Origin of the sequence: Vibrio sp. 1180_3, assembly GCF_029478545.1 — a bacterium.
In the GTDB taxonomy this organism is placed as follows: Bacteria; Pseudomonadota; Gammaproteobacteria; order Enterobacterales; family Vibrionaceae; genus Vibrio; species Vibrio aestuarianus.
The window spans coordinates 19889-28040 of record NZ_SJFM01000042.1 but is presented as its reverse complement, the minus strand read 5'-3'; the positions used below and the strand labels follow the sequence as shown (position 1 = coordinate 28040).

7 protein-coding genes and 1 pseudogene are annotated in these 8152 nt (G+C 44.3%); all 8 read left to right on the top strand.

What is annotated here, in order from left to right:
* Window positions 1-209, top strand: a pseudogene (tuf, locus tag EYW48_RS18470) (elongation factor Tu); the annotation flags it as partial.
* 254 nt (window positions 210-463) lie between these two features.
* Window positions 464-844: a preprotein translocase subunit SecE gene (gene secE / locus EYW48_RS18465; protein WP_053309807.1), complete on the top strand. Its 381-nt coding sequence runs from the start codon at window positions 464-466 to the stop codon at window positions 842-844.
* Between the two features lie 12 nt (window positions 845-856).
* Window positions 857-1405: a transcription termination/antitermination protein NusG gene (gene nusG, locus EYW48_RS18460; protein ID WP_013857954.1), complete on the top strand. Its 549-nt coding sequence runs from the start codon at window positions 857-859 to the stop codon at window positions 1403-1405.
* 130 nt (window positions 1406-1535) lie between these two features.
* Window positions 1536-1964, top strand: coding sequence for a 50S ribosomal protein L11 (gene rplK / locus EYW48_RS18455; RefSeq protein WP_053309808.1), 429 nt, complete (start codon window positions 1536-1538; stop codon window positions 1962-1964).
* Between the two features lie 4 nt (window positions 1965-1968).
* A complete protein-coding gene (gene rplA / locus EYW48_RS18450) occupies window positions 1969-2670 on the top strand; it encodes a 50S ribosomal protein L1 (RefSeq protein ID WP_053309809.1) in 702 nt (233 codons plus the stop codon).
* A gap of 288 nt (window positions 2671-2958) precedes the next feature.
* Window positions 2959-3453: a 50S ribosomal protein L10 gene (gene rplJ, locus EYW48_RS18445; protein ID WP_053309810.1), complete on the top strand. Its 495-nt coding sequence runs from the start codon at window positions 2959-2961 to the stop codon at window positions 3451-3453.
* Between the two features lie 57 nt (window positions 3454-3510).
* Window positions 3511-3876: a 50S ribosomal protein L7/L12 gene (gene rplL, locus EYW48_RS18440; protein ID WP_053309811.1), complete on the top strand. Its 366-nt coding sequence runs from the start codon at window positions 3511-3513 to the stop codon at window positions 3874-3876.
* A 246-nt stretch (window positions 3877-4122) separates the two neighbouring features.
* Window positions 4123-8151, top strand: coding sequence for a DNA-directed RNA polymerase subunit beta (gene rpoB, locus EYW48_RS18435; protein WP_171980928.1), 4029 nt, complete (start codon window positions 4123-4125; stop codon window positions 8149-8151).
* The last annotated feature ends 1 nt before the right edge of the window (window position 8152 follow it).

The window sequence follows — 8152 nt, the reverse complement described above, 5'->3', positions numbered from 1 at the left end:
GCTACCGTCCACAGTTCTACTTCCGTACAACTGACGTAACTGGTGATATTTCTCTACCAGAAGGCGTAGAAATGGTAATGCCAGGTGACAACATCCAAATGGTTGTAGAGCTAATCGCTCCAATCGCGATGGATGAAGGTCTACGTTTCGCGATTCGCGAAGGTGGTCGTACAGTTGGTGCTGGTGTTGTTGCTAAAGTTATCGCTTAATTGCTGATTTAGCCGTTTAAATACGAATAGTATTTGACTAACGACTACCAAAAAGGGCATCATTTGATGCCCTTTTTCTGCGCTAAAATTGGTCATTGTCGATTTGTTGGTCGATAAAGCCAGTGCAAAGGATTTAAGATAGAGAAGTCTTTATCTTGATGAGTATGTATAGGTAACCTTTACCTGTGCTATGGATTTGCCCTGCAACAGCGGGGTTGTTGTCGTCTATATTAAGACTTGTAACAGGTTGGTTTATGAAAGCAAACAATGCTGAAACTCCTGATAGCTCAAGTGCAGCAGACACATTTAAGTGGATTGTCACTTTTGCTCTGTTAGCTGCCGCTGTTGTGGGTAATTACCTGTATGGTGAAATGTCTGTAGTGCTCCGTGCTGCAGGTGTGGTTGTGTTAATTATTGCAGCACTCGGTGTTGCAGCAACAACCACAAAAGGAAAAGCTGCGATTGTGTTTGCACGCGAATCTCGTATGGAAGTTCGTAAAGTGGTATGGCCTACACGCCAAGAAACCATGCAAACCACATTTATCGTTTTAGCTGTAAGTATCGTAATGGCTCTAGTACTGTGGGGCATTGACGGCATTATGGTTCGTCTTGTTGCATTGGTAACTGGGGTATAGAGGGTTTAATACATGAGTGAAGCTCCTAAAAAACGCTGGTATGTAGTTCAAGCCTTCTCTGGATTTGAAGGTCGCGTAGCTCAATCGCTTCGTGAGCATATTAAAATGCACGCGATGGAAGAGTTCTTCGGTGAAGTTCTTGTACCAACAGAAGAAGTCGTTGAGATGCGCGCTGGCCAACGCCGTAAGAGTGAGCGCAAGTTCTTTCCAGGTTATGTACTAGTCCAAATGCTGATGAATGATGAATCATGGCACTTAGTACGTAGCGTTCCTCGTGTAATGGGTTTCATCGGTGGAACCTCTGATCGTCCTGCACCAATCACTGATAAAGAAGCTGATGCTATTCTTAATCGTTTAGAGAAAGCAAGTGAAGCGCCTCGTCCTAAGACGATGTTTGAAGCGGGTGAAGTGGTTCGTGTTAACGAAGGTCCATTTGCTGATTTCAACGGAACAGTTGAAGAAGTGGATTACGAGAAGAGCCGCATTAAAGTATCGGTATCGATCTTTGGTCGTGCGACACCAGTAGAACTTGAGTTTGGTCAAGTTGATAAACTTGATTAAAAAAACACCTTTTTAGGGTTGTTTAGGGTGTGAAATGTGATTATAATTTCGCGCCTTTTTACAGGTCTTTATGACAAAACCGGGGAGCTGATCGGTTGATTAGCGTCTGAACCCAAATTTAGGAAATATCATGGCTAAGAAAGTTGAAGCTTATATCAAGTTGCAAGTTGCAGCTGGTATGGCAAACCCAAGTCCACCAGTTGGTCCTGCTCTAGGTCAACACGGTGTTAACATCATGGAATTCTGTAAAGCGTTTAACGCGAAAACAGAATCAATGGAGAAAGGTCTACCTACTCCAGTTGTTATCACAGTATACAGCGATCGTTCTTTCACGTTCGTAACTAAGACTCCACCTGCTGCAGTTCTTCTTAAGAAAGCGGCTGGTCTTAAGTCTGGTTCTGGTCGTCCAAACACTGAAAAAGTGGGTACGATCACTGATGCTCAAATCCAAGAAATCGCAGAAACTAAAGCTGCAGATATGACTGGTGCTGACATTGAAGCGATGAAACGTTCTATTGCGGGTACTGCTCGTTCAATGGGCCTAGTGGTAGAGGGTTAAGATCATGGCAAAACTAACTAAGCGCATGCGCACTATTCGTGAAAAAGTAGACGCAACTAAAGAATACGAAATCAACGAAGCAGTAGCACTTCTTAAAGAACTAGCTACAGCTAAATTCGTTGAGTCTGTAGACGTTGCTGTAAACTTAGGTATCGATGCTCGTAAATCTGACCAAAACGTACGTGGTGCAACTGTACTACCTCACGGTACTGGTCGTGACATCCGCGTTGCAGTGTTCACTCAAGGTGCAAACGCTGAAGCTGCTAAAGAAGCAGGCGCAGATCTAGTGGGTATGGAAGATCTAGCTGAGCTAGTGAAAAAAGGCGAAATGAACTTCGACGTAGTGGTTGCTTCTCCAGATGCAATGCGCGTTGTTGGGCAACTAGGTACTATCCTAGGTCCACGCGGTCTAATGCCAAACCCTAAAGTTGGTACTGTAACTCCTAACGTTGCTGAAGCTGTTAAGAATGCTAAAGCTGGTCAGGTTCGTTACCGTAACGACAAAAACGGCATCATCCACACTACCATTGGTAAAGTGTCTTTCGATGCCAACCAACTACAAGAGAACTTAGAAGCTCTACTAGTTGCGCTTAAGAAAGCAAAACCGTCTTCAGCGAAAGGTACTTTCCTGAAGAAAGTTAGCATCTCTACTACAATGGGTGCTGGCGTTGCTGTTGATCAGAATACTCTGAACACTCAAGCATAATAATACATTTGATTAGGCGCAGAATTTGTGTATAATTCTGCGCCTAATATTTGTGGTTGGGGCTGAACTTTAGTTCTTAGAATTATGACCCAGTCTCCGTCCAAGACCGTAGGCGCTGTTTGTCTTTTTAGATAAATAACTTAATCGTACCTACGTAGATGGTGCCCGAACTGACAGAAAGCAGAATTTATTTTTAATAGATAATCTTTCTTCTGGGACTGCACCGAAATAACTCTCACTGTTGTGATAATAGTGAGTGGTGTAACGACAACCAGGAGTAAATCCAAGATGGCTTTAAACCTTCAAGACAAAAAAGCAATTGTTGCTGAAGTCAACGAAGCTGCCAGTGGTGCACTTTCTGCAGTTGTTGCTGACTCTCGTGGCGTTCAAGTAGGCGCGATGACTTCTCTACGTAAACAAGCTCGTGAAGCGGGTGTTTACATGAGAGTTGTTCGTAATACTCTAGCTCGTCGCGCAGTAGAAGGCACAGACTACGAATGTCTACAAGACGTATTCGTTGGTCCTACTTTGATTGCATTCTCTAACGAGCACCCAGGTGCTGCAGCGCGTCTTTTCAAAGACTTCGCTAAAGAGAACAAGAACTTTGAAATCAAAGCAGCTGCATTTGAAGGCGCAATTACTGACGCTGAACTACTAGCGACACTACCAACTTACGACGAAGCTATTGCACGCCTAATGATGTGCATGAAAGAAGCTTCTGCTGGCAAGCTGGTACGTACTATCGCTGCTATCCGCGATCAAAAAGAAGAAGCTGCGGCTTAAGCCTTGCTTTTTACTGGTTGCAAAATAAACTTATTGTTGACTTAAAAGAGAATTGTTATGTCTATTACTAACGAGCAAATCCTAGACGCAGTTGCAGAAATGTCTGTAATGCAAGTTGTTGAGCTTATCGAAGCTATGGAAGAAAAATTCGGTGTTTCTGCTGCAGCTGCAGTAGTTTCAGGCGGCGCAGCAGCAGCAGCTGTTGAAGAGCAAACTGAATTCGACGTAATCCTAACTGGTGCTGGCGCAAACAAAGTTGCTGTAATCAAAGCAGTACGTGGCGCGACTGGCCTAGGTCTTAAAGAAGCTAAAGGTCTTGTAGACTCAGCTCCTGCAGCGCTAAAAGAAGGCGTTGACAAAGCTGAAGCTGAAGCTCTTAAAGCTCAGCTAGAAGAAGCAGGCGCTTCTGTTGAAATCAAGTAATTATTACTTGATTTCTTAGCCGCAAGGCTAATGGCTGGTGGTTTATTGACCACCGGCCTTTTTGCGCTGTAGGGTATAGGCGAATTTTCCCGCTGTTTAAACGCTTATATCCGTGCAAAAACACACACAACCATTTTTTAGGTTATGTGTTTACTACATTAAACAGCTGTTAGTCACTGTCCCATCACCTTTTATTTAATACTAGGCGGACAGTTTGGGTCACTTATCAGCGAGCTGAGGAACCCCATGGTTTACTCTTATACCGAGAAAAAGCGCATCCGTAAGGACTTTGGTACTCGTCCACAAGTGTTGGACATTCCATACCTGCTATCGATCCAGCTCGATTCGTTCGACAAGTTTATCGAACAGGATCCTGAAGGACAATACGGTCTTGAGGCTGCTTTTCGTTCTGTATTTCCTATTCAGAGCTATAACGGCAATTCTGAGCTGCAATACGTTAGCTATCGTCTTGGTGAGCCAGTTTTTGACGTTAAAGAATGTCAAATTCGTGGTGTAACTTATTCAAAACCACTACGCGTAAAATTACGTCTAGTGATCTTTGATAAAGACGCGCCAGCAGGTACTGTAAAAGATATTAAAGAACAAGAAGTCTACATGGGTGAAATTCCACTCATGACAGACAATGGTACCTTCGTAATTAATGGTACCGAGAGGGTTATCGTATCCCAGCTGCACCGAAGCCCAGGCGTATTCTTCGACAGCGATAAGGGTAAAACTCACTCATCAGGTAAAGTTCTTTATAACGCACGTGTTATTCCTTACCGTGGTTCATGGTTAGATTTTGAGTTCGATCCAAAAGATAACCTGTACGTACGTATCGACCGTCGTCGTAAATTACCTGCATCTATTATTCTTCGTGCACTTGGCAAATCGACAGAAGAGATCTTGGATCTATTCTTCGAGAAAGTGAACTTTGAAGTTAAAGACAAAACACTACTAATGGCGTTGGTTCCTGAACGTCTACGTGGTGAAACTGCGTCTTTTGACATTGAAGCAAATGGTACGGTTTACGTTGAGCAAGGTCGCCGTGTAACGGCTCGCCATATCCGCCAACTAGAAAAAGATGGTGTTGAGTTTATCGATGTACCTGTTGAGTACATCGTCGGCAAAGTTGCTTCTAAAGATTACATCAATGAAGCGACTGGCGAGATTATCGTTGCGGCAAACCAAGAAATTAGCTTGGAAGCATTAGCGAACCTTTCACAAGCGGGCTATAAGCAACTAGAAGTTCTATTTACGAACGATCTAGATCATGGTCCATTTATGTCAGAGACGTTACGTATCGACAGCACTGTTGATCGTATCTCTGCGCTTGTAGAAATCTATCGCATGATGCGCCCTGGCGAGCCACCAACAAAAGAAGCAGCTGAATCGCTGTTTGAAAGCCTATTCTTCTCAGAAGAACGCTATGATCTATCAACGGTAGGTCGTATGAAGTTCAACAGCTCTATTGAGCGTGAAGATGCTGGTGAGCAAGGTACGCTTGACGAGACTGATATCATCGAAGTGATGAAGAAGTTGATCGCAATCCGTAACGGTATTGGCGAAGTGGACGATATCGACCACCTTGGCAACCGTCGTATCCGCTCTGTTGGTGAAATGGCTGAAAACCAATTCCGCGTAGGTCTTGTACGTGTTGAACGTGCAGTTAAAGAGCGCCTAAGCCTTGGCGATCTTGATGCTATCATGCCTCAAGATTTGATCAATGCTAAGCCTATCTCTGCGGCAGTTAAAGAATTCTTCGGTTCTTCACAGCTATCTCAGTTTATGGACCAGAACAACCCGCTTTCAGAAGTAACGCACAAGCGTCGTATTTCTGCATTGGGTCCTGGCGGTCTAACTCGTGAGCGTGCTGGCTTTGAGGTACGTGACGTACACGTAACTCACTACGGTCGTCTATGTCCGATCGAAACGCCAGAAGGTCCGAACATCGGTCTAATTAACTCACTATCTGCATTTGCACGTTGTAATGAGTACGGTTTCCTAGAAACTCCGTACCGTCGTGTTGTTGATGGTGTTGTGACTGATGAAGTTGATTACTTATCAGCTATCCAAGAAGGTCAATTTGTTATCGCGCAGGCAAACGCTATTCTTACAGAAGAAGGTACGTTTGCAGATGAGCTGATCACAGCTCGTCAAAAAGGTGAATCTGGTCTTCACCCTCGTGAACATGTTGACTACATGGACGTTGCTACTAACCAAGTAGTATCTATCGCTGCTTCGCTTATCCCGTTCCTAGAACACGATGATGCGAACCGTGCATTGATGGGTGCGAACATGCAACGTCAAGCGGTTCCAACTTTACGCGCTGAGAAGCCGTTGGTTGGTACTGGTATCGAACGTAACGTAGCAGTTGACTCTGGTGTAACTGCGGTTGCTAAACGTGGCGGTATGGTGCAGTCAGTTGATGCATCTCGTATCGTTGTTAAAGTTAATGAAGATGAACTTGTACCTGGTGAAGCGGGTATCGACATCTACAACCTAACTAAATACACACGTTCGAACCAAAATACATGTATTAACCAACGCCCTACTGTGATGCCAGGTGAACCTGTTGCTCGCGGTGACGTACTTGCTGATGGTCCTTCAACAGACCTTGGTGAGCTAGCGCTTGGCCAAAACATGCGTATCGCATTCATGCCTTGGAATGGTTATAACTTCGAAGACTCGATCTTAGTATCTGAGCGCGTAGTTCAAGAAGACCGTTTCACGACAATTCACATTCAAGAACTATCTTGTGTGGCTCGTGATACTAAGCTGGGTTCTGAAGAGATCACAGCGGATATTCCAAACGTAGGTGAATCTGCTCTGTCTAAACTAGATGAGTCAGGTATCGTTTACATTGGTGCTGAAGTTAAGGGTGGCGACATCCTAGTAGGTAAAGTAACTCCGAAAGGCGAAACTCAACTTACTCCAGAAGAGAAGCTACTACGTGCTATCTTCGGTGAAAAAGCCTCTGATGTTAAAGATACATCACTACGTGTACCAAACTCTGTTTCAGGTACCATCATTGACGTTCAAGTTTTCACTCGCGATGGCGTAGAGAAAGACAAGCGTGCGCTTGAAATTGAACACATGCAGCTAAAAGAAGCGAAGAAAGACCTTACTGAAGAGTTCCAAATCTTTGAAGGTGGTCTACTTGCTCGTGTGAAAGCTGTATTGCTAAACGGTGGTTACTCTGAAGCTAAGCTTGATTCGATCGATCGTAAGAAATGGCTAGAGCAAACGTTAGAAAACGACGAGCTACAATCTCAACTTGAACAGCTTGCTGAGCAATGGGATGAGCTAAAAGCTGACTTCGATAAGAAGTTTGAAGCGAAACGTCGCAAAATCACTCAAGGTGATGATCTAGCGCCTGGCGTTCTGAAGATTGTTAAAGTTTACCTAGCGGTTAAACGTCGTATCCAGCCTGGTGATAAGATGGCAGGTCGTCACGGTAACAAGGGTGTAATCTCTAAGATCAACCCTGTTGAAGACATGCCTTACGATGAAAACGGTCAGCCGGTTGATATCGTACTAAACCCACTGGGTGTACCTTCACGTATGAACATCGGTCAGATCCTAGAAGTACACTTAGGTTTGGCTGCAAAAGGTATCGGTGACAAGATCAACCAAATGGTTAAGGAACAACAAGAGCTGGCTAAGTTCCGTGAGTTCCTACAGAAGGTTTATGATCTCGGTGATACTCGTCAGAAAGTTGATATTGCAACATTGTCTGATGATGAAGTTCGTACGCTAGTTGGCAACCTACGTGGTGGTTTACCAATTGCAACTCCAGTATTTGATGGTGCTTCAGAAGCATCAATCAAGGAACTATTGAGCCTCGGTGATCTACCAACTTCTGGTCAGCTTACCTTGTTTGATGGTCGTACTGGTGATGCGTTTGAGCGTCCTGTAACTGTTGGTTACATGTACATGCTTAAACTGAACCACCTTGTTGACGATAAGATGCACGCTCGTTCAACTGGTTCGTACAGCCTAGTAACTCAGCAACCACTTGGTGGTAAAGCTCAGTTCGGTGGTCAGCGTTTCGGTGAGATGGAAGTATGGGCACTAGAAGCATACGGTGCTGCTTACACGTTACAAGAAATGCTAACCGTTAAGTCAGATGACGTTAACGGTCGTACGAAGATGTATAAAAACATCGTCGATGGTGACCATAGCATGGAACCTGGCATGCCAGAGTCTTTCAACGTATTGCTGAAAGAAATCCGCTCGCTAGGTATCAACATCGAGCTAGAAGACGAAGAGTAAT